The following is a 19494-nucleotide window of genomic DNA, read 5'->3' as shown; positions in this document are numbered from 1 at the left end:
GTGCGCGTCCGGTGAATGCGTCAGCGGAAGGGGATTGGCCGGTTTCCGGCACAGATCACTGGGGCATCCACACCGTGGCGTGGGGCGAAGGAGGTCTCGGGGGTGGCGTTGGTGGTGGCACAGGAGGTGCCCACGTCGTCGTGCATGGCCGTACCCCATGGCCCTGCGGGCGTGGGGGACGCGAGGCGCCGGATGCGCGCGCAGCTGCGCGGCGGAGGCGTGGCGGAATCGGTGGTCGACGATGCCGTACTGATCCTTTCCGAACTGCTGAGCAATGCGTGCAAGCACGGCCGACCGCTGGGCGGCAGCGGCGCGATCAACGGCGACGGATACGACGGCGGTGACGTGCGGGCCGCGTGGCGGGTGGACACGAACGGCCGGCTCATCGTGGAGGTCACGGACGGCGGGGGCCCGACCCGCCCGGCGCCGGCCACCCCCTCGGTGACCGCGCACGGCGGCCGGGGGCTGGCCATCATCACCGCGCTCGCCGACGACTGGGGAGTACGGGACGACGTCCGCGGCGAGGTGACGGTCTGGGTGGTGGTCCACGGAGACGTGCACGACCCGGATGCCCGCTGCCGCCGCGACCACGCCACCGCCGCGCTCACCGCATCGGCACCACCGGACCTGTCCGGCCTCGACCTCACGGAGGTGTTCGAGGACCTGGCCTGAGAGCGGTGAGCCGGGGCCGGGGATCCGGGGAGCTGGGGTGGGTACTGGGTTACGGGGGGCGGGGGCGCGGGTGTTGGGGCTCCGGGGTTACGGGGGCGGGTGCTGAGGATCCGGGGCGGGCAAGCGGCAAGCACAACATCACACCATCGGCCTCCCCGCACACCCCCGCACCCCGTTGTCCACAGGTTCCCGTCGGGGATGGTGCGAGCGGCTAGGCTCCCGCCGTACGAGAAGCGCCGTAACCGGGAGACATCCACGATGGCCAAGAAGCGACCCCAGACGAAGGCCAAGAGCCCGCAGCCGACCGGCGGGGCGGACGGCGCCATTCCGGTGGTCGGCGGCCGCGAGCCCTGCCCCTGCGGCAGCGGCCGGCGCTACAAGGCGTGCCACGGCCGGGCCGCCGCGCACGCGGTGACCGAGCTGGTGCACCGCCCCTTCGAGGGGCTGCCCGGCGAGTGCGACTGGGTGGCCCTGCGCGAGCTGGTCCCGGCCGCCACGGCCGAGCTGACCCTCGCGGCCGGCCTGCCCGAGGGCGTCCCCTCGGTCACGCTCGCCACGGTGCTGCCGATGGCCTGGCCCGCCCTGCGCCGCGACGACGGCTCGATCCTGATCGGTCTTCAGAACGACACGTCCTCCGGCGACATCAGCCGCGACCTGGCCGACACCCTCCAGCGCGCGCTGGAGGCGGAGCCGGGCACCCCGGTGCAGGGCCGGCGCGCCCCCGCCGGCGGCCCCCGGCTCCAGGACCTGCTGGCGGCGGACGCTCCGTTCGAGCCGGTCGTGCACGGCGGCTTCGAGTTCTGGGTGCCGGACGCGGAGAACGCCACCCCGGAGGTCGCCGCATCCCTGGAGCGGGCCAACGCGGCGGCGATCCCGACCGCGCGGCTGTCCGGCGTGGACGCCGCGTACTGGTGCGAGACCCCCGAGAAGAACCACCTGCGCTGGGTGATGCCCCACCCGGAGGAGCGGCTTCTGGACGCTCTCGCGCGCCTGCACGCGCAGGGCCGCTCCAGCCTCGGCGAGGGCACCCGGCTGGTCGGCTCCTTCCGTGCTCACGGCCTCACCGTGCCGGTCTGGGACCTGCCGAGCGAGGTCCGCGCGGAGGACGTGGAGAAGCCGGCCGCCGAGTTCGCCGAGCGCCTGGCCGCCGCCCTCGCCGTCGAGGAGCCGCTCACTCCGGAGGAGCGCCGGGCCCGCGGCGGACTGACCAACCGGCAGGTCACGCTCAGCTGACGGCACCCGCATCGGTGTCATGACTGACTGGTCGGTCAGTCATGACACCGGGTCACCGGCGGGTGAATCCGGTCACAACTCCCCGCCCCGACACGGGAATCGGTGGGAATTCGATGGCCGAATGCCTGAGTCGGAATTTGCGAACGGCGGATCTCTTGTTACCGTTCCAGTAGCCCGGTTGCTGGTGCATCCCCCGTCGCCAGCAACCGGGTCTTTTCATGCCCGCGTCCGGCGCACCGAGCGACGTCAAGCGTCGTCCGGCCCACCGGAGTTGCTGCCCGAGCGCAGCAGCAGCGCCCCCCGCGGCCCGCCCTCGGCGAACTCCGCGACGGCCGTGTACGCGTCCGCCCCGCCCCGGCTGTGCTCGCGGGGGGTCTCACAGGTGGCGGGCTCGTCGTCGGTGCCCGTGTCGCAGCGCGTACGCGTGGTACGGCCGCCGGGGCCCATGAGGCTCAGCTCGGCGTCCAGCGCCTTCCCGGTGGCGTTGCGGTAGTAGGTGCGCGCCCAGGTGTCGGCGCCCTGGATCAGCACGCAGGTCTGCGCCTCGATGCCCTCGGGGGAGCTGAGCTGGGGGCCGCAGCGGGCGGCGGTGGCGAGTCCCAGGCCCAGCAGTCCGGGCGAGCGGCCGGGCGCGGCCGAGGGGTCCTTGCTGTCACCGTGCCGCGGCGCGCCCGGCAGCAGGACGTCGCTCACGTCCCGGACCTGCCCGGCGGACGCCACGGTCAGCGGCAGCACCACGGCGGCCGTCACCACACACGCCAGCCCGACGAGATGCACCCGCCGCGGATCGGCCTTTCCGTACCGCGCCCGCCGGAGCCCGCCCTTCGGCCGCGGGTCGGCGCCGTCACCGGGCGCGCCTCCGGACCCGGGCGAACAACCGTGCCCGCGCCGAGAGTTGTCCTCGACCGCCGACCGGAGGCCGGCCCCGGCCTCAGCCGGCATCCGGGAACCGGATTCGGTGCCCGCGTCCGCCCCGGCGCCGTCCGGCGTCCGGATGCCATCGCTGACCGGCGTCCGGGGACCCGCCCCGTCGTCGCCCGGCACCTGAGGCCCGGCCTGCCCGTCCACCGGCACCCGGTCACGCGCGCCGCTCTCCACCGGCACCCGGTCACACGCACCACCGTCCGCCGCCGGCGCCCGGTCGCGGGCGCCGCCATCCCCCACCGGCACCCGATCCGCTCCGCCGTCGTACCCCGGCCCTGTGCCGTCCGGGCGCCGGCGTCCCCCGTCGCGCCGCCGACGCGTTCCATGGCCCCCAAGAATTCGCAGCATGGGCGGAACATAACGAGCGGGGCACACCCGCCCGCACCGTGCGCGCCGGAGAGGCCTACAACTCGGGCGCGCTCACACCCGTACGAGTGAGGGCCTCGACCACGGCGTCCACCACCGCCTCGACGTCCGGCACCCAGGGCGCGGCCGAACCCGGCAGCGGCGCCCGTTCCCAGCGCACCGCGCCCGCGCCGGTCTCGGACGGGGGCAGCGCGATATAGCCGCCCTCGCCGTGGAAGCGCAGCGAGCCGGGGACGTAGTCCTTGGCGTAGAGCAGCTCGCCCAACTGCTCCATGGAGTACGGCTCGACGAGCAGCGCCCAGCGGGTGGGCGAGGCGACGACCGGGCCGAGGCGCATGCCCCGCGCATCGAGCAGGGCGAGGGCGCGGGACGCGGCGAGCGCGGGCAGGCTGACCGCGCAGGGTGCCTTGCCGCCGGTCGCGAGGATGACGGGCGCGCTCGGCCGGTTGGTCCACCACCAGCGCACCATGCGCGCGTCGGTCGTGGCCGCGAGCAGGCCGGGGTCGAAGGGGTGGGCGCCGGGCACCGTGCACTCCGGGTCGGGGCAGCCGCAGCGGGCCCGGTCCTGCGGGTCCGGGGCCACGCCCGGTAGTACGGGCCACTGCCACTCCGTCGCGAAGGTCAGGGCCGCGCTGACCGGCTCAGGCGTCCCGTCGTTCCGTCGCTTGGACAGGAGCCTGCGTCGCCTTCCGAGGATCTCGCGCATGAGCGCTCGTTCCTTTCCGTTGCACCGCTGGCAACACCGTGGTCCACATCACAACATGAGTCGATCACTGCACTGTGCGTACCTGGTGGCGCATCACATCCCCGCACACGGCGGGGGATCCCCAGGGGTTCGAGCGTCGGTCGCGGCCGCGTCCACGGCAGTCAAGGCAGGCACGGTCACGGCGCGGGGGTGGCGAAGCATGGCGTTTGCCGTCGCGCGTGGTTCTCTCCGCCTCCGCCACGGGAGGATGGGGCTCGGCCGTCGGTGGCTATGACGCCCGGGTCCGTCGCCAGGTTCCGGGTGGTCCCCAACCACCCCTGGCCTTCTTTGAGTACGTACCCATCACGACCGCTGTGACGCTCCGTGGAGCGAGCCCAGTCGACCGCAGTGGACCGTTCCCCCAGGCAGTTTTGAGCCAACTTGGCGGTAAGGCAAGGGGTTCCCGGAAATCACCCACCAGTCCCGCGGACACCAGGAATCCCCGCAGGACAATGCTGGACATCCCCTCACGAGTGCGTGTACATGTGGAGACACTGCTAGCGGCGCAGAATCACCTAGGGGTTTGCGATGCTTTTGAGCACTGTGCACCAGTCTGAAGGCCGCGCGCCATGAGCGCCCCGCACCCCCCGAAAGTGGCCGGAATCGATCCCCCTGTTCCCACGGCCGCCCACACTGTCGCGCCCGCCTCTCCCGTCCCGGAGGCCACCGCGGGCACCCTCGCGGACACCGTCCCCGCCGTCCCCGCCCCGCACCCCCCGGTCGCCGCCCCCGGCACGCTCCTCCAGGACCGTCTCGCCGGCTGGGTCTCCGACCTCACCACGCTGCACGAACTCACCGAACGGCTCGTCCGCACCAGCGCGTTGGAGCCCGCTCTCGACGAATTGCTGGGCGCCACGGCCGCCCTCGTCGGCGCCCGCCGCGGTCTCGTCGTGCTGGACCCCGGCGACGGCGGCCCCCGCACCACCCGCGGCCTCGGCCTCGGCCGCGCCGACCTCGGCCACCTGGAGACCGTGCCGCGCGGCGCGCTGCCGTACGACACCGCGGGCACCGCCGAGGTCGTCCACGCCGATCTGTTCGCCGAGGACGACCTCGACCCCCGGCACCGCGAGGTCGCCGCCCGCCTCGGCTACGCCGCCAGCTACGCCCTGCCGCTCGCCACCGACAACGCCGGCCGCCTCGGCGCCGCCGTCTGGCTCTACGACGAACCCGCCGAGCCCCGTGAACGGCAGCGCCACCTCGCGGGCCTGTACATCCGGCACGCCACCGAACACCTGGCCAGGCTGCGGGAGGTGGAGCGCACCCGCGCCTGCGTGGCCACCATCACCGGGGAGCTGCTGCCCTCCCGGCTGCCCCGCGTGCCCGGCGTCCAGCTCGCCGCCCGGCACCGCACCGGACCGCGCGGCGGCGGCGACTGGTACGACGCGCTGCCGCTGCCGGACGCGGCGCTCGGCCTGTCGGTCGGCTCGGTCAGCGGTTCGGGGCCGAGCGCGGTGGCCGCCATGGGCCGGCTGCGGGCCTCGCTGCGCGCGTACGCCGTGATGGAGGGCGAGGATCCGGTCGCCGTCCTGTCCGATCTGGAGCTGCTGCTGCGGCTGACCGAGCCCGCCCGCTCGGCCACCGCCCTGTTCGCCTACTGCGAGCCCGCGCTGCGCCGGATCACCCTGGCGGGCGCCGGTCACAGCCCGCCGCTGCTGATCGGGGAGCGCCGCACCGAGTTCGCCGAGACCTCCGTCTCCGCGCCGCTCAACATGCTCTCCTGCTGGGAGGCGCCCAGCACGGAGATCGAGGCCGAGGCGGGCGAGACGGTGCTGCTCTACACCGACGGGCTGCTGCACCGAAGCGGTGACCGCATGGACCGCGCCTTCGCCCGGCTGCACTCGGCCGCCGCGAGCGTCCCGCGGGCGCTGCGGCAGGACCCCGGAGCCATCGCCGACCATGTGCTGCGCATGGTGCTGCCGGACGGCCCGGAGGCCGCCGACAGCAGGGAGGACGTGGTGCTGCTGGCGGCCCGCTTCGACTGAGGCAGCCGGCGGCGGGAGACCCGGCCCGGCACGACCGCTCGGCGACCGGCCGCTGCCAGGCATGGCCGGACGACCGCTCCTGGCCAGTCCCGGTACGACCGTACGATGATGGAGGTCCCCGGCTCGGACACAGTGACCCCTCGTGGCGAGCCGCACGGACCGCTCCGGGGGAGATCACACGCCGTACCGAGGAGGAACACGTGGCCGACGAACTCATTCCGGCGACCCCGGAAGCCGAGTCCGAGGAGCCCATCAAGCAGCGCAAGAACGGCCTGTACCCAGGTGTCTCCGACGAGCTGGCCGAGAACATGCAGTCCGGCTGGGCCGACACCGAGCTGCGTGACCTGAAGCCCATCGAGCAGGCCGCCGAGACCGCGCGCCGCCGCGCCGCGCTCTCCGCGCGCTTCCCGGGCGAGCGCCTGGTGATCCCGGCGGGCAACCTGAAGACCCGCTCGAACGACACGGAGTACGCCTTCCGCTCCTCCGTCGAGTACGCGTACCTCACCGGCAACCAGACCGAGGACGGCGTCCTCGTGCTGGAGCCCGCGGACGAGGGCCACCAGGCGACGATCTACCTCCTGCCCCGCTCCAACCGCGCGAACGGCGAGTTCTGGCTCGACGGCCAGGGCGAGCTGTGGGTCGGCCGCCGCCACTCCCTCACCGAGTCCGAGGCGCTGTACGGCATCCCCGCCGCCGATGTGCGCGAGCTGGCCGGCAAGCTGCGCGAGGCCACCGGCCCGGTGCGCGTCGTGCGCGGCTACGACGCCGGCATCGAGGCGGCCCTGACCGACAAGGTCACTGCCGAGCGCGACGAGGAACTGCGGGTCTTCCTCTCCGAGATGCGCCTCATCAAGGACGATTTCGAGATCCGCGAGCTGCAGAAGGCCGTCGACTCCACGGTGCGCGGCTTCGAGGACGTGGTGAAGGTCCTCGACAAGGCCGAGGCCACCAGCGAGCGCTACATCGAGGGCACCTTCTTCCTGCGCGCCCGCGTCGAGGGCAACGACATCGGCTACGGCTCGATCTGCGCCGCCGGACCGCACGCCTGCACCCTGCACTGGGTCCGCAACGACGGCCCGGTCCGCTCCGGCGACCTGCTGCTGCTCGACGCCGGCGTGGAGACGCACACCCTCTACACCGCCGACGTCACGCGCACGCTGCCCATCAACGGCACGTACAGCGAACTCCAGAAGAAGGTGTACGACGCGGTGTACGAGGCCCAGGAGGCCGGCATCGCGGCGGTGAAGCCGGGCGCCAAGTACCGCGACTTCCACGACGCGGCCCAGCGGGTGCTGGCCGAGAAGCTGGTCGAGTGGGGCCTGGTCGAGGGGCCGGTCGAGCGCGTCCTGGAGCTGGGATTGCAGCGCCGCTGGACCCTGCACGGCACCGGTCACATGCTCGGCATGGACGTCCACGACTGCGCGGTGGCGCGCACCGAGACGTACGTGGACGGCGTGCTGGAGCCGGGCATGGTGCTCACCGTCGAGCCCGGCCTGTACTTCCAGGCCGACGACCTCACTGTGCCCGAGGAGTACCGGGGCATCGGCGTCCGGATCGAGGACGACATCCTGGTGACCGAGGACGGCAACCGGAACCTCTCGGCCGCCCTGCCGCGACGCTCCGCGGACGTCGAGGCGTGGATGGCCGCGCTGAAGGGCTGACCTTCGCCGTCAGACGGCCGGGCACCGCGGGGTGCCCGGCCGTCGTCGTCCGCGGGTCCGGCGTGCTCGCCGTGTCCCTTCGGGTCACACCGCCAGCAGCGGAGCGTCGTCGCGCCACTTGAGGATCTTGTCGAAGCTGACCACCGTGCCGCGGCGGCCGGGCTTGGGACCGATGTGGACGTGGTCGGCGAGTTCCCGGATCAGACACAGGCCGCGGCCGTGCTCGGCGTCGGGGCGGGCGGGGCGCAGTTCGCGGGTGTGCTGGAAGCCGGGGCCGGAGTCGGCCACCTCGATCCGGCACTTCTCCCCGTCGAGGTACGCGGTCACCCGGTACACCGACGGGGTGTCCTCGCCGCCGCCGTGCTCGACGGCGTTCGCGCACGCCTCGCTGAGGGCGACGGAGAGGTCGTAGGAGATCTCCGGGTCCACCCCGGCCGTCTCCATGGTGCCGATCAGGAGCCGCCGCGCGAGCGGCACGCTCGCGGCCTCGCGCCGCAGATGGAGTGACCACCAGATGCTCATGCTCCAGCCTCCAGGCCGCGGCTCGACATACCGATACCTATTGCCGCCCATAGATGGCCGTAAGCACCCCGTTGACGTGACTGCGCCCATACAGCCGATGCGTCCTGGGAGATATCGGTGTATGTCGGGACGTACCTCTCGGGCCGGCCGGGGGAGGTGTTGACCGGACCTGGCGTTGGGCGGCGCGGGGCGCGGTGCGATGATGAGGCCGCCATGTCTGCCCTTCACGCGCGCACGGCGCGTCCCGGAGCCGGGCTCCGGATGCTGCGGGCCGCGGTCTTCGCCGCGGTCTGCGTCGTGCTGGCCGCGGCCGGGCACGCCCTGGCCTCCTGCGCGAGCGTGCCGCTGTGGACGCTCGGCGCGGGCTTCCTCGGCTCCCTGCTGCTCGTGGTCCCGCTCGCCGGGCGGGCCCGCTCGCTGCCGGGCATCGCCGCGTTCCTCGCCCTCGGCCAGACCGCGCTGCACACGCTGTTCGGACTGGGCCAGCACGGAGCGGGCATGGCCATGGGCGGCATGCCGATGGGGCAGAGCGCTCCGGGCGGGACCGCGCTCGGCGACGCCGCGCTGGTCGAACAGGCCTCCCGGCTGCTGTGCGGGGCGAACGCCGCCGCGCTCTCCCCCGGCCACGCCTTCCACCTGCTGCTCGCCGCCCGCCTCATCGACCCCTCGGGCCGCCCTGTGGCCGAGGCCCCCGTGCCCCTGCCGCACACGGCCGCTGCCACCGGCGCCTGGGCGGCGCTGCTGCCCTCGCTGCCGATGCTGCTCGGGCACCTGCTCGCGGCCGTCGCCGTCGGCTGGCTGCTGCGCCGCGGCGACCTGGCCGTGCTGCGGCTGCTCGAACTGTCGGCGCACTCGGCCCACGAAGTCGCCGAGGCGGCGCTCGTACGATCCCTGCGCGCGGCGCTCGCCCTGGTGGGTGCCCTGTGCGCCGGGCTGCTGACCGCGGCCGAGCCCACACCGCGCGCCCGGCGGGGCGACCGGGACGAGCGGCCCGCCCCCGCCACCCTCGTACTCCACCACTCGGTGATCCGGCGCGGTCCGCCCGCCGCCGCACTGCGACTCGCCGCCTGACGCGACGCGCCCGCCCCGTGCCCTGAGACAGCTCCGGGATCCGAGGAGGTGGCCGCCGTCGCGCGGCCCGCGCGCGCCCGCGCGCCTTTCTTCCTCACCGGAACTCTCACCATGGAGTGCTCCTGCCATGCAGGATTCCCAGCTCGTTCCCAGCGTCGCCGCCGGCCGTAACACCACCCGCCGCACGGCCGCCCGCCTCGCCGCCGGTGCCGCCGTCGCCGGTACCGCGGTGCTCGCCCTGTCCGCCCCCGCCTTCGCGCATGTGACCGTGCAGCCCGAGGGCGCCGCGGCCAAGGGCGGCTACGCGGTCGTCGACTTCAAGGTCCCCAACGAGCGGGACAACGCCTCGACCACCAAGGTCGAGGTGAACCTCCCCGCCGACCATCCGCTGGCCTCCGTCATGGCCCAGCCCATTCCGGGCTGGAGCGTGCAGCTCACCAAGTCCAAGCTCGCCAAGCCGCTGAGCGTGCACGGCGAGAAGATCGACCAGGCCGTCACCAAGGTCACCTGGACCGCCGACGGCAAGGGCATCGAGCCCGGCTACTTCCAGAAGTTCCCGCTCTCCGTCGGCGCCCTGCCCGACAACACCGACCAGCTCGTGTTCAAGGCGCTCCAGACGTATTCCGACAAGGAAGTGGTGCGCTGGATCGAGGTGCCGCAGGCGGGCCAGGACGAGCCGCAGAACCCGGCCCCGGTGCTCCAGCTGACCGCCGCGGCCGACGAGCACGGCACGGCGGCCGCCCAGAACGCCTCCGACGACACGAAGGAGAACGCCGCCGCCCCGGACTCCGGCGCCGGCAGTGACACCACCGCACGCGTGCTCGGCGTCGCCGGGATCGTCGTCGGCGCCGCGGGCGTGGCCTACGGCGTCCTCGCCGGACGCCGCCGCACCGCCTAGCCCCACCGTTCCGCAGCGCGCGCCGGGGCCGTGCCAGGCTTGGCCCCCGTACGACCCCGGCGCGCGCCGGAGTTCTCACATCTGGGACATTTCTCTATGCGCAAGAAGACGTTCGCCGCGGCCGCGCTGCTCGCCGCCGCCACCCTGACCCTCTCCGCCTGCGGCAGCCAGGACACCGCAGGCAGCCAGTCGCCCATCTCCTCGGTCTCCCAGGAATCCGGGCAGAACGGCCCCGCCATCGTGTTCGACCGGCCCTGGGTCAAGCCCGACCTGGTCCTCACCGACACGCACGGCAAGAAGTACGACCTCCGCAAGGAGACCCAGGGCCACCCGACCCTGCTCTACTTCGGCTACACGCACTGCCCCGACATCTGCCCGACGACGATGAGCAACATCGCCGTCGCCGCCCAGAAGTCGCTGACCCCGGCCCAGCGCGAGGACCTGCGGGTCGTGTTCGTGACCACCGACCCCGGCCGCGACACCCCGGCCGCGCTCGGCAGCTGGCTCAAGGGCATCGACCCGCGGTTCATCGGTCTGACCGGTGACTTCAAGTCCGTCCAGGCCGCCGCCCGCTCCCTCGGCATCTCCGTCGAGCCGACGACGAAGAAGGACGGCAAGCTCGTCTCCGTGCACGGCACCCAGGTGATGGCCTTCTCGCCGAAGACCGACGGCGGGTACGTCATGATCAACGACAGTGCCACGGTCGACGACTACATCAAGGACCTGCCCAAGCTCGTCAAGGGAGCCAAGCCGTGAACCGCCGACCCCTCGTCCTGGCCACGGCACTCGCGGGCGCGCTGGCCCTCGCGGGCTGCTCGGGCTCGGGCTCCTCGGACACCACCAAGGCCGAACTCTCGGTCAGCGGCAGCTACATGCCGCAGCCCGTCTCCGCCGACATGGCCGCCGGCTTCCTGACGATCACCAACAAGGGCGGCACGAAGGACGAGCTGACCAAGGTGACCAGCGACGCGGCCGGCCAGGTCACCATGCACAGCACCATGGGCGGCGAGATGCGCGAGCAGTCCTCCTTCGCCGTACCCGCCCACGGCCGGCTCGTCTTCAAGAGCGGTGGCAACCACCTGATGTTCGAGCAGCTCCGGCACCGGCCGAAGCAGGGCCAGACGGTCACCCTGAAGCTCACCTTCGCCAAGAGCGGTCCCGTCACCGTCACGATGCCGGTGAAGTCCGCCACGTACCACCCGACGACCGGCAACTGAGGGAAGGGACCACCGTGACCCGGACCATCACCCCCCGCCCGCGGAACCTGGTGCTGCTGTTCCTCGCCACCCTGGCCGCACTGCTCACGGGCGCCGCACCGGCCTCTGCGCACGCGGCGCTGACCGGCAGCGACCCCGCACAGGGGGTGGTGGTCCAGCAGCCGCCCGCCCGCGTCTCGCTCACCTTCTCCGAGAAGGTCGCGATGAACGGCGACTCGCTGCGCGTCCTCGACCCCCGGGGCAAGCCCGTCCAGACCGGCGCCCCCGCGAACGTGCGCGGGACGACGTACGCCGTGCGGCTCAAGGACGGCCTCGGCAAGGGCACGTACACGGTCACCTACGAGGTCGTGTCCGCCGACAGCCATCCGGTGGCCGGCGCCTACACCTTCTCCATCGGGGCACCCTCGCGGACCGTGGTCTCCGGCACCGGTCCGACCGTCGGCGGCGGGGTCGTCGGCGCCCTCTACCAGGTCGGCCGGTACGTGTCGTACGCCGGTTACATCGTGCTCGTGGGCGGCGCCGCCTTCGTGCTCCTGTGCTGGCGGCGCGGCGCGGGCGTACGGGCGCTGCAACGGCTGGTCGTCGGCGGCTGGCTGGCGCTGACCGCGGCCACCCTGTGGCTGCTGCTCCTGCGCGGCTCGTACACCACCTCCGGGAAGGTCGCCGACGTCTTCGACCTCGGGCTGCTCGGTCAGGTGTTGGAGACCAAGCCGGGGGCCGCGCTGGTCTCCCGGCTGCTGCTGCTCGCCGCCGCCGCGCTGTTCATCGCCGTCCTGTTCGGTTCGTACCAGCGGCGCGAGGAGGGCGCGGAGAAGCGGGACCTGGCCTTCGGTCTGGGGATCGGGGGCGTGGTGGTCGCGGCCGGGCTCGCGACCAGCTGGGCGGTGTCGGAGCACGCCTCGGTCGGACTCCAGCCGGGCATCGCCATGCCGGTCGACGTCGTCCATCTGCTCGCCGTCGCCGCCTGGCTCGGCGGGCTCACCGCGCTGCTGGTCGCCCTGTACCGGGCGCCCGCCGAAAGCCCGGTCGAGGCCGCCGCGGTACGCCGCTTCTCCCGGCTGGCCTTCGGCTCCGTGGTGGCCCTCGTCGCCACCGGCGTCTACCAGTCCTGGCGCCAGCTCGGCTCCTGGTCCGCCTTCACCGACACCCGGTACGGACAGCTGCTGCTGGCCAAGATCGCCTTGGTGGCGGTCATGGTGGGCATCGCGTCGGTCTCCCGGCGCTGGACCGGACGGCTGGCGGATCAGGGCGCTGAGGGTGAGCGGGCAGTAGAGGAGGAGCGGGCAGCGGAAGGGGAGCAGGCCGTGGGCGGGGTGGGGGCGGAGAAGGAGTCCGTCACCGCGGCGAAGGCGATCGCCGGCCAGGACACGGAGGCGGCGGACGCGGAAACGGCGCGCACCGGAACGGCGGACGCGCACGCGAGGACGGCGGACAGGGAGCCGACGGACACGGGCGCGGCGGACCCGGCCGGGCAGGGCCCCGCCACGGCTGACGCGGCCGAACCCGGCCGTGCTCCCGAACCTCCCGGCGACTCCCGTCGCGCCGCCCAGCTCGCCCGGCAGCGGGTCGCCGTTGAGGCCGCCCGGCGCAAGCGGTTGCGGGACGGTGACGCGGGGCGTTTCGGGCTGCGCCGCTCGGTGCTCGCCGAGGCCGCCGTCGCGGTCGTCCTGCTCGCCGTCACCACCGCGCTGACACAGACCGAGCCGGGCCGCACCGAGCAGGAGGCCAGGGCCGCCACCGGCACCGTCACCGCGCCCACGAACGGCAGCCTCTCCCTGAGCCTGCCCTTCGACACGGGCGGTACGAACGGCAAGGGCGTGGTCGCCCTCGACATCGACCCCGCCCACGCGGGCGCCAACTCGCTGCACCTGTTCGTCCGCAAGCCCGGCGGGCAGCTTTTCGACGTCCCCGAGGTGACGATCGCCCTCACCCTGGAGGCGAAGAAGATCGGCCCGCTCTCCGTGACTCCCGAACACATCACTACCGGCCACTATTCGGCGGACGGGGTGCAGATCCCGATGGCCGGCGACTGGAAGGTCGCCGTCACCGTCCGCACCTCCGACATTGACGAAGTGACCGTCTCCAAGAACGCGCAGATCGGCTGAACCAGACCATGACCGACCAGTCCACCCAGCAGGCCCGCAGCCCCGAGGCCCCGGCGCATGAGGCCCGTTCCGGGGGCGTCTCCCGGCGCGCCCTGCTCGGCACCGCGGGCGCCACCGGGCTGGTGCTCGGCGCGGCAGGCGGGGCCGTCGGCTATGCCGCGGCACCCGCCCCGGCCACCCCGCTCACCTCGGTGGGCACCGACCGCGCGATGTTTCACGTGAAACACCAGCCCGGCATCACCGAGGGTCTCCAGGCGTGCGGTCATCTCATCGCCTTCGATCTGGCGGCGGGCGCGGGCCGCAAGGAGGCGGCGGCCTTGCTGCGCCGCTGGTCGGCGACGGCCGAGCGGCTGATGGCGGGCGAGCCGGCCCCGCACGGCGACACCGATGTGGCGCGGGACGCGGGACCCTCCTCCCTGACGGTCACCTTCGGCTTCGGGCACAGCTTCTTCGCCCGCACCGGGCTGGAGAAGCAGCGGCCCAGCGCCCTCGATCCGCTGCCCGCCTTCTCCTCCGACCACCTCGACAAGGCGCGCAGCGACGGCGATCTGTGGGTGCAGATCGGCGCGAACGACGCCCTGGTCGCCTTCCACGCCCTGCGCGCGATCCAGAAGGACGCCGGGGCGACCGCGCGGGTGCGCTGGCAGATGAACGGCTTCAACCGCACGCCGGGCGCCACCGCCCGCCCGATGACGGCCCGCAACCTGATGGGCCAGATCGACGGCACGGGCAACCCGAAGCCGGCGGACCGGGCCTTCGACAAGCAGATCTTCGTGCCCGCCTCGGGCGAACCCGCGTGGATGGCGAACGGCTCCTACGCCGTCGTACGCCGGATCCGCATGCTCCTGGACGACTGGGAGAAGCTGTCCGTCCCCGCCCAGGAGCAGGTCATCGGGCGCCGCAAGTCGGACGGGGCGCCGCTGACCGGGGGGCACGAGACGTCCCCGATGGAGCTGGAGAAGACCGACGCCAAGGGCGAGTACGTGATCGCGCTCAACGCGCACGCGCGGATCACCCGGCCGGACCAGAACGGCGGGGCGGCGATGCTGCGGCGCCCGTTCTCGTACCACGACGGCATCGACGCCGACGGGGTGCCGGACGCCGGGCTGCTCTTCGTGTGCTGGCAGGCGGACCCGCTGCTCGGCTTCGTGCCGGTGCAGCGCAAGCTCGACCGGGGCGACGCCCTGTCGCGGTTCATCCGGCACGAGGCGAGCGCGCTGTTCGCGGTGCCGGGCGGGGCGGCCAAGGGCGAGTACGTGGGCCAGCGGCTGCTGGAGGGCTGAGCCGGGCCCTGGCCGATTCCCCTAGCTTGTATTCCGCCGACTCTGCGGAGTTTCCGTTTCCAAACCACCGTTCGAGTGGTCATCTTGAGACGCCTGAGCTACGACGGCCCGCGGCCATTAGGGTGAGGACCATGCCAGCGAGCTATGCGTATCTCGGCCCCGAGGGCACCTTCACCGAGGTGGCCCTGCGGACCCTGCCGGAGGCGGCCACCCGGGAGCTGACGCCGTACGTGTCGGTGCAGTCCGCGCTCGACGCGGTGCGGGCCGGCGAGGCCGAGGCCGCGTTCGTGCCGATCGAGAACTCGGTCGAGGGCGGCATCACCGCCACCCTGGACGGACTGGTCGCGGGCGAGCCGCTGACGATCTACCGCGAGGTGCTGCTCTCCATCACCTTCGCGCTGCTGGTCCGGCCGGGCACCCGGCTCGCCGACATCAAGACGGTCTCCGCCCACCCCGCGGCCCAGCCGCAGGTGCGCAACTGGCTGAAGGCCAACCTCCCCGACGCCGTCTGGGAGTCGGCCGCCTCGAACGCGGACGCGGCGAGGCTGGTCCAGGAGGGCCACTACGACGCCGCTTTCGCGGGCGAGTTCGCCGCCGCCCGGTACGGCCTGGAGGCCCTGGAGACCGGGATCCACGACGCGGAGAACGCGCAGACCCGGTTTGTGCTGGTCGGCCGCCCGGCCCGGCCCGCCGCGAAGACCGGCGCCGACAAGACCTCGGTGGTGCTCTGGCAGCGCACCGACCACCCCGGCGGACTGCGCGACCTGCTCGGCGAGTTCGCCTCGCGCGGCATCAACCTGATGCTGCTCCAGTCCCGGCCGACCGGCGAGGGCATCGGCAACTACTGCTTCTGCGTGGACGCCGAGGGCCATATCTCCGACCGCCGGATGGCGGAGGCGCTCATGGGGTTGAAGCGGCTCTGCCTGGAAGTGCGCTTCCTCGGCTCGTACCCGCGCGCCGACATCACGCCGGACGAAGCACGCGCCGTACGGCCGGGGACCTCGGACGAGGAGTTCATGCGGGCCGCGGACTGGGTGGCACGCTGCCAGGACGGCCGCTTCTAGTTATCCACAGGAGTTATCCACAGGCACTCTTCTCGACCTGGGGACAAGTCGACAGCGAAGCGCGACCCGGTCGACAAATCGCCCCACGGTGCGCGGACGGGGTGGCCGCCGGTCGACTCACCCTTCGTCCACCCGTTTCCTTTGGTTCATCTTTTGGGGCGACCGTTTTCCACCCGAAAGTGGGTGTCGATCCACTTTGGCCGGGGAATTCTGCAAGCCGGCCAACGGATCCGGAATGATCAATTCCCACATCCACAGACCTTCCCCACACCCTGTGGATAACTCGTCGGCGGGTGTGGATTTCTGTGGACAACCGGGCCGCCAAGTCCCGCTCGCCACAAGGAAATCGAGTCAACCAGGCGCCCGACGTATGCCCCGTCCCAGGGAGTGAGACACTTTCCCTTGACACGCGCGGCAATTAGCGCATAACGCACGGTAAGCCGCAAATCGAAGCGCGCCGCAATAGTGATTCGTGAGCGGCATCCCCGCACCGGTAGCCTTGGGCCTGTGATTGACCTTCGCCTGCTCCGTGAGGACCCCGACCGTGTGCGCGCGTCGCAGCGCGCCCGTGGAGAGGACGTCGCGCTCGTCGACTCCCTCCTGTCTGCCGACGAGCGGCGCAGGTCGTCCGGCGTCCGCTTCGACGAACTGCGTGCCGAGCAGAAGCAGCTCGGCAAGCTGATCCCCAAGGCCGGCGCCGAGGAGAAGGCCGAACTGCTCAAGCGTGCCGAGCAGCTCAAGGCCGACGTCAAGGCCGCCGACGCCGAGCGCGAAGCGGCCGACGCCGAGACCCAGGAGCTGCTGCTCCGGCTCGGCAACCTCGTCCACCCCGACGTGCCCGTCGGCGGCGAGGAGGACTTCGTCACCCTGGAGACGCACGGCACCATCCGCGACTTCGGCGCCGAGGGCTTCGAGCCCAGGGACCACTTGGAGCTGGGCCAGCTGCTCGGCGCGATCGACGTCGAGCGCGGCGCCAAGGTTTCCGGCTCCCGCTTCTACTTCCTCACCGGTGTCGGCGCCCTGCTGGAGCTGGCCCTGGTCAACGCGGCGATGGCCCAGGCCACCGCGGCCGGCTTCACCCCGATGCTGACCCCGGCGCTGGTCCGCCCGCAGTCCATGGCAGGCACCGGCTTCCTCGGCCAGGCCGCACAGGACGTCTACCACCTCGACAAGGACGACCTCTACCTGGTCGGCACCTCCGAGGTGGCCCTCGCGGCGTACCACATGGACGAGATCCTCGACGCCGACAAGCTGCCGCTGCGCTACGCGGGCTTCTCGCCCTGCTTCCGCCGCGAGGCCGGTTCGCACGGCAAGGACACCCGCGGCATCTTCCGCGTGCACCAGTTCGACAAGGTCGAGATGTTCTCGTACGTCGACCCGGCCGACTCCCAGGCCGAGCACCAGCGCCTGCTCGCGTGGGAGAAGCAGTGGCTGTCCTCGCTGGAGCTGCCGTTCCGCGTGATCGACGTCGCCTCCGGCGACCTCGGCTCCTCGGCCGCCCGCAAGTTCGACTGCGAGGCGTGGATCCCGACGCAGGGCAAGTACCGCGAGCTGACCTCGACCTCGGACTGCACCGAGTTCCAGTCCCGCCGCCTGTCCATCCGGGTCCGCGAGAAGGCCGGCGGGAGCGAAGCGACCTCCGGCAGGGGTGGTGGTCGGGCGACGGGCGGGCAGGTCAAGCCGCTCGCCACGCTCAACGGCACGCTGTGCGCCGTACCGCGCACCATCGTCGCCATCCTGGAGAACCACCAGCTGGCCGACGGTTCCGTCCGGGTCCCCGAAGTGCTGCGCCCCTACCTGGGCGGCCGGGAGGTCCTGGAGCCGGTGGCCCGGTGAGCTTCCCCTACGGGCTGGTCGCGACCGACCTGGACGGGACGCTGCTGCGCGCGGACGGATCGGTCTCCCAGCGCACCCGCGACGCGCTCACCGCGGCCACCGCGGCGGGCGCGGCGCACATCGTCGTCACCGGCCGGGCCGTCCCCTGGACCCGCCATGTCCTCGACGACCTCGGCTACGACGGCCTCGCCGTCTGCGGCCAGGGCGGACAGGTCTACGACGCCGGGGCGCACCGCCTGCTGACGTCCGTCACCCTGGACCGTCAGCTGGCAGGGGTGGCCCTGGCCAAGATCGAGGCAGAGGTCGGCCCGCTGCATCTCGCGGCGAGCCGGGACGGGCTGGACGGCGAGGTGCTCGTCGGGCCGGGGTACGCCGTCGCGGGGCCGCTGCCCGCGGTCCCCTTCACCGACGCGTCCGACCTCTGGGCCGCGCCGCTGAACAAGATCTACATACAGCATCCGACGCTGGGCGACGACGAGCTGGCGGAGGCCGCCCGGCAGGCGGCCGGCGGCTTCGTCTCGGTCGCGATGGCCGGCGCGGGCATCGTGGAGCTGCTGCCACTCGGCCTCTCCAAGGCGACGGGGCTCTCCCTCGCCGCGCGCCGCCTCGGCCTCAAGGCCGCGGACACGATCGCCTTCGGCGACATGCCGAACGACATCCCGATGTTCGGGTGGGCCGCGCGGGGCGTGGCGATGGCCAACGCGCACGAGGAGCTCAAGGCGGTGGCCGACGAGGTGACGTCCTCGAACGAGGAGGACGGCATCGCCGAGGTGCTGGAAGGTCTGCTGACGTAGCGCCTCCGGGGGTGTCCGCCGTGGCCGGCTGGTCACGCGGTTCCCCGCGCCCTGCTGCGGGGCGCAGGAGGTTCATCGCCGCCGACGCCATCCCCGGCGCCGGGCCCGGCTGAAGAACCATCCCGCCGGCGGCTCGTCGGAGCGCCAGGGCTGGGGTTCCGGGGCCTCGGCGCGCCAGCGGGCGGCCAGCATCCGGGCACGGGCGGAGGGCTCGGCGGCCTCGGCGGACCGCACGAAGTCCTCGTCCAGGACCAGCCCCTCGAAGGCGTCCCTCTCGAACGCCCCACCGCCCCCCGCTGTCTCCTCCGTCATCCCCGGCCTCCTGTCCCTACGTCCCGGTTTGCCCAGTGTGCCCGGCCGGGGATGAAGTCCCCGTCAAAGATCGGGGCCCCGGAAACCCCTTACTCCTCTCCCGCCAGCTTCAGCGAGCGCAGCCTCTGGCCCGCGTACCAGGTGGCCAGCACGGTCACCACGACCAGCAGCACCACCGCCGTCGTGAGCCCGACGTCGGACGTGACCAGGTCGCCCCCGGTCACCTTGTGCGCGACCGCGAGCGCCCACTGCTGCACGCTCAGCGTGCGCGCCCCCGGCACCAGGGATCCGAACAGCGCCTCCCAGACCAGGGCGTACACCAGGCCGAAGACGACCGCGTGCCGGGACACCGTGCCGAGCAGCAGGAACAGCGCGGAGTAGGCGATGGAGGCCACCAGCGCGGCCACCGTGTAGGCGACGGCGATCTGCTGGCCGTTGCCGTTGAGGATCAGCCCGGCGATCATCGTGGGCACCGCGGAGAACACCATGGTCACCGCGATGGCCACGATCAGCTTGGTGAAGATGATCGTCGGCCGCTTCAGGGGTTTGGCCAGCAGATAGACGACAGAGCCGTCATCGATCTCCGGGCCGATCGCGCCCGTGCCCGCGATGACACCGATGATCGGCACCATGGTGGCGAGCGCGAACCCGCCGAGCACGTTGGCGGCCGTCTGGTCGTCGGCACCACTGAGCGCGCGGACGGCCACGGCGATCACGATGAGCAGCAGCGGCAGCGCGCCGAGGATGAGGGCCCGGCGACGGCCGAGCAGGGCCCGGTAGGTGAGTCGGGCGACTGTGGGGTCGTACAT

The 19494-nt window shown here is 72.8% G+C and carries 18 protein-coding genes; 13 read left to right on the top strand and 5 right to left on the bottom strand.

Annotation, left to right across the window (positions count from 1 at the left end):
• Nucleotides 1-15: 15 nt before the first annotated feature.
• Together ACE4Q9_RS17215 and ACE4Q9_RS17210 are read left to right on the top strand one after the other, a co-directional pair.
• Nucleotides 16-672, top strand: coding sequence for an ATP-binding protein (locus tag ACE4Q9_RS17215; protein WP_397985121.1), 657 nt, complete (start codon nt 16-18; stop codon nt 670-672).
• 258 nt (nt 673-930) lie between these two features.
• A complete protein-coding gene (locus tag ACE4Q9_RS17210) occupies nt 931-1905 on the top strand; it encodes a DUF5926 family protein (protein ID WP_397985120.1) in 975 nt (324 codons plus the stop codon).
• A gap of 246 nt (nt 1906-2151) precedes the next feature.
• On the opposite strand, the gene ACE4Q9_RS17205 is transcribed toward ACE4Q9_RS17210, so the two are convergent.
• Nucleotides 2152-2682, bottom strand: a complete 531-nt coding sequence (locus ACE4Q9_RS17205; protein ID WP_397985119.1) for a hypothetical protein — start codon at nt 2680-2682, stop codon at nt 2152-2154.
• Between the two features lie 550 nt (nt 2683-3232).
• A complete protein-coding gene (locus ACE4Q9_RS17200) occupies nt 3233-3901 on the bottom strand; it encodes a bifunctional DNA primase/polymerase (protein ID WP_397985118.1) in 669 nt (222 codons plus the stop codon).
• 608 nt (nt 3902-4509) lie between these two features.
• Between ACE4Q9_RS17200 and ACE4Q9_RS17195 the strand changes: the two genes are divergently transcribed.
• A complete protein-coding gene (locus ACE4Q9_RS17195) occupies nt 4510-5922 on the top strand; it encodes a PP2C family protein-serine/threonine phosphatase (protein WP_397985117.1) in 1413 nt (470 codons plus the stop codon).
• Nucleotides 5923-6122: 200 nt separating this feature from the next.
• Complete coding sequence (locus ACE4Q9_RS17190) at nt 6123-7583, top strand: aminopeptidase P family protein (RefSeq protein ID WP_397985116.1); 1461 nt, start codon at nt 6123-6125, stop codon at nt 7581-7583.
• Between the two features lie 84 nt (nt 7584-7667).
• On the opposite strand, the gene ACE4Q9_RS17185 is transcribed toward ACE4Q9_RS17190, so the two are convergent.
• Nucleotides 7668-8105: an ATP-binding protein gene (locus ACE4Q9_RS17185; protein WP_397985115.1), complete on the bottom strand. Its 438-nt coding sequence runs from the start codon at nt 8103-8105 to the stop codon at nt 7668-7670.
• Nucleotides 8106-8318: 213 nt separating this feature from the next.
• Here ACE4Q9_RS17185 and ACE4Q9_RS17180 point away from each other — a divergent pair, with 213 nt between their 5' ends.
• The 9 genes from ACE4Q9_RS17180 (at nt 8319) to ACE4Q9_RS17140 (ending at nt 18373) form a co-directional block, all read left to right on the top strand.
• Complete coding sequence (locus tag ACE4Q9_RS17180; protein ID WP_397985114.1) at nt 8319-9176, top strand: hypothetical protein; 858 nt, start codon at nt 8319-8321, stop codon at nt 9174-9176.
• A gap of 127 nt (nt 9177-9303) precedes the next feature.
• Nucleotides 9304-10074: a YcnI family protein gene (locus ACE4Q9_RS17175; RefSeq protein WP_397985113.1), complete on the top strand. Its 771-nt coding sequence runs from the start codon at nt 9304-9306 to the stop codon at nt 10072-10074.
• A 96-nt stretch (nt 10075-10170) separates the two neighbouring features.
• The gene (locus ACE4Q9_RS17170) at nt 10171-10830 is read left to right on the top strand and encodes an SCO family protein (protein WP_397985112.1); all 660 of its coding nucleotides are present in this window, start codon (nt 10171-10173) and stop codon (nt 10828-10830) included.
• Complete coding sequence (locus ACE4Q9_RS17165) at nt 10827-11291, top strand: copper chaperone PCu(A)C (RefSeq protein ID WP_397985111.1); 465 nt, start codon at nt 10827-10829, stop codon at nt 11289-11291. Before ACE4Q9_RS17170 ends, ACE4Q9_RS17165 begins: the two co-directional genes overlap by 4 nt.
• Nucleotides 11292-11305: 14 nt before the next feature.
• Nucleotides 11306-13396, top strand: coding sequence for a copper resistance protein CopC (locus ACE4Q9_RS17160; protein WP_397985110.1), 2091 nt, complete (start codon nt 11306-11308; stop codon nt 13394-13396).
• A gap of 8 nt (nt 13397-13404) precedes the next feature.
• Nucleotides 13405-14679: an iron uptake transporter deferrochelatase/peroxidase subunit gene (gene efeB / locus ACE4Q9_RS17155; RefSeq protein WP_397985109.1), complete on the top strand. Its 1275-nt coding sequence runs from the start codon at nt 13405-13407 to the stop codon at nt 14677-14679.
• A gap of 131 nt (nt 14680-14810) precedes the next feature.
• On the top strand, nt 14811-15743 hold the full coding sequence (pheA, locus tag ACE4Q9_RS17150) for a prephenate dehydratase (RefSeq protein WP_397985108.1): 933 nt from the start codon (nt 14811-14813) through the stop codon (nt 15741-15743).
• Between the two features lie 507 nt (nt 15744-16250).
• Nucleotides 16251-17579: a serine--tRNA ligase gene (gene serS, locus ACE4Q9_RS17145; protein ID WP_397985107.1), complete on the top strand. Its 1329-nt coding sequence runs from the start codon at nt 16251-16253 to the stop codon at nt 17577-17579.
• The gene (locus ACE4Q9_RS17140; RefSeq protein ID WP_397985106.1) at nt 17576-18373 is read left to right on the top strand and encodes an HAD family hydrolase; all 798 of its coding nucleotides are present in this window, start codon (nt 17576-17578) and stop codon (nt 18371-18373) included. Before serS ends, ACE4Q9_RS17140 begins: the two co-directional genes overlap by 4 nt.
• A gap of 72 nt (nt 18374-18445) precedes the next feature.
• Here the strand turns inward: ACE4Q9_RS17140 and ACE4Q9_RS17135 are convergent, their stop codons facing one another.
• Together ACE4Q9_RS17135 and ACE4Q9_RS17130 are read right to left on the bottom strand one after the other, a co-directional pair.
• Nucleotides 18446-18685, bottom strand: a complete 240-nt coding sequence (locus ACE4Q9_RS17135; protein ID WP_397985105.1) for a hypothetical protein — start codon at nt 18683-18685, stop codon at nt 18446-18448.
• An 89-nt stretch (nt 18686-18774) separates the two neighbouring features.
• Nucleotides 18775-19494, bottom strand: a complete 720-nt coding sequence (locus ACE4Q9_RS17130) for an ABC transporter permease subunit (protein WP_397985104.1) — start codon at nt 19492-19494, stop codon at nt 18775-18777.

The sequence above is a fragment of the Streptomyces sp. AM6-12 genome (assembly GCF_044327085.1).
Classification (GTDB): Bacteria; Actinomycetota; Actinomycetes; order Streptomycetales; family Streptomycetaceae; genus Streptomyces.
The sequence above is the reverse complement of the archived record's forward strand: the minus strand, read 5'-3'. Positions and strand labels throughout refer to the sequence as shown.

Excerpts from the sequence above, each read along its gene's own strand:
- ACE4Q9_RS17215 (WP_397985121.1), top strand. The coding sequence starts at position 16 with ATGCGTCAGCGGAAGGGGATTGGCCGGTTTCCGGCACAGATCACTGGG.
- ACE4Q9_RS17210 (WP_397985120.1), top strand. The coding sequence starts at position 931 with ATGGCCAAGAAGCGACCCCAGACGAAGGCCAAGAGCCCGCAGCCGACC.
- ACE4Q9_RS17200 (WP_397985118.1), bottom strand. The coding sequence starts at position 3,901 with ATGCGCGAGATCCTCGGAAGGCGACGCAGGCTCCTGTCCAAGCGACGG.
- ACE4Q9_RS17195 (WP_397985117.1), top strand. The coding sequence starts at position 4,510 with ATGAGCGCCCCGCACCCCCCGAAAGTGGCCGGAATCGATCCCCCTGTT.
- ACE4Q9_RS17185 (WP_397985115.1), bottom strand. The coding sequence starts at position 8,105 with ATGAGCATCTGGTGGTCACTCCATCTGCGGCGCGAGGCCGCGAGCGTG.
- ACE4Q9_RS17180 (WP_397985114.1), top strand. The coding sequence starts at position 8,319 with ATGTCTGCCCTTCACGCGCGCACGGCGCGTCCCGGAGCCGGGCTCCGG.
- ACE4Q9_RS17175 (WP_397985113.1), top strand. The coding sequence starts at position 9,304 with ATGCAGGATTCCCAGCTCGTTCCCAGCGTCGCCGCCGGCCGTAACACC.
- ACE4Q9_RS17170 (WP_397985112.1), top strand. The coding sequence starts at position 10,171 with ATGCGCAAGAAGACGTTCGCCGCGGCCGCGCTGCTCGCCGCCGCCACC.
- efeB (WP_397985109.1), top strand. The coding sequence starts at position 13,405 with ATGACCGACCAGTCCACCCAGCAGGCCCGCAGCCCCGAGGCCCCGGCG.
- pheA (WP_397985108.1), top strand. The coding sequence starts at position 14,811 with ATGCCAGCGAGCTATGCGTATCTCGGCCCCGAGGGCACCTTCACCGAG.
- ACE4Q9_RS17135 (WP_397985105.1), bottom strand. The coding sequence starts at position 18,685 with ATGACGGAGGAGACAGCGGGGGGCGGTGGGGCGTTCGAGAGGGACGCC.
- ACE4Q9_RS17130 (WP_397985104.1), bottom strand. The coding sequence starts at position 19,494 with ATGTACGACCCCACAGTCGCCCGACTCACCTACCGGGCCCTGCTCGGC.